Below are 243 nucleotides of genomic sequence, written 5' to 3'. Positions count from 1 at the left end.
TCGTGACGTTGCTGTGTGCGGCCTTTCTCCTTGTCGGCCGGATATTTCGTCTGGGATTCCTTGCGGATTTTCTGTCGCTGACCGTGCTCATGGGCTTTCTGACAGGCGTGGGTCTTCAGGTGTCCCTTGGCCCGACCGTCATCAAGGGCAACGCGCGCAAGGTGCGGCGCATCGGTGCGAAGCGGAACATTCTGGCCGGGTTCGCTGGCGCCACGGCGGACGCTTTTACGTTGCTGGAGCGGC

The 243-nt window shown here is 62.1% G+C and carries 1 protein-coding gene; it reads left to right on the top strand.

The features are described from left to right. Window positions 1–2 precede the first annotated feature (2 nt). Window positions 3–243 (top strand): SulP family inorganic anion transporter (locus KUA11_RS17345; protein ID WP_408744235.1); only part of this gene is annotated, 241 nt, incomplete at its 3' end.

It is taken from the genome of Acetobacter estunensis (assembly GCF_019083805.1).
Lineage (GTDB): Bacteria > Pseudomonadota > Alphaproteobacteria > Acetobacterales > Acetobacteraceae > Acetobacter > Acetobacter estunensis_A.
Note: the sequence above shows the minus strand (reverse complement) of the source record. Positions and strands in the feature narration are given on the sequence as shown.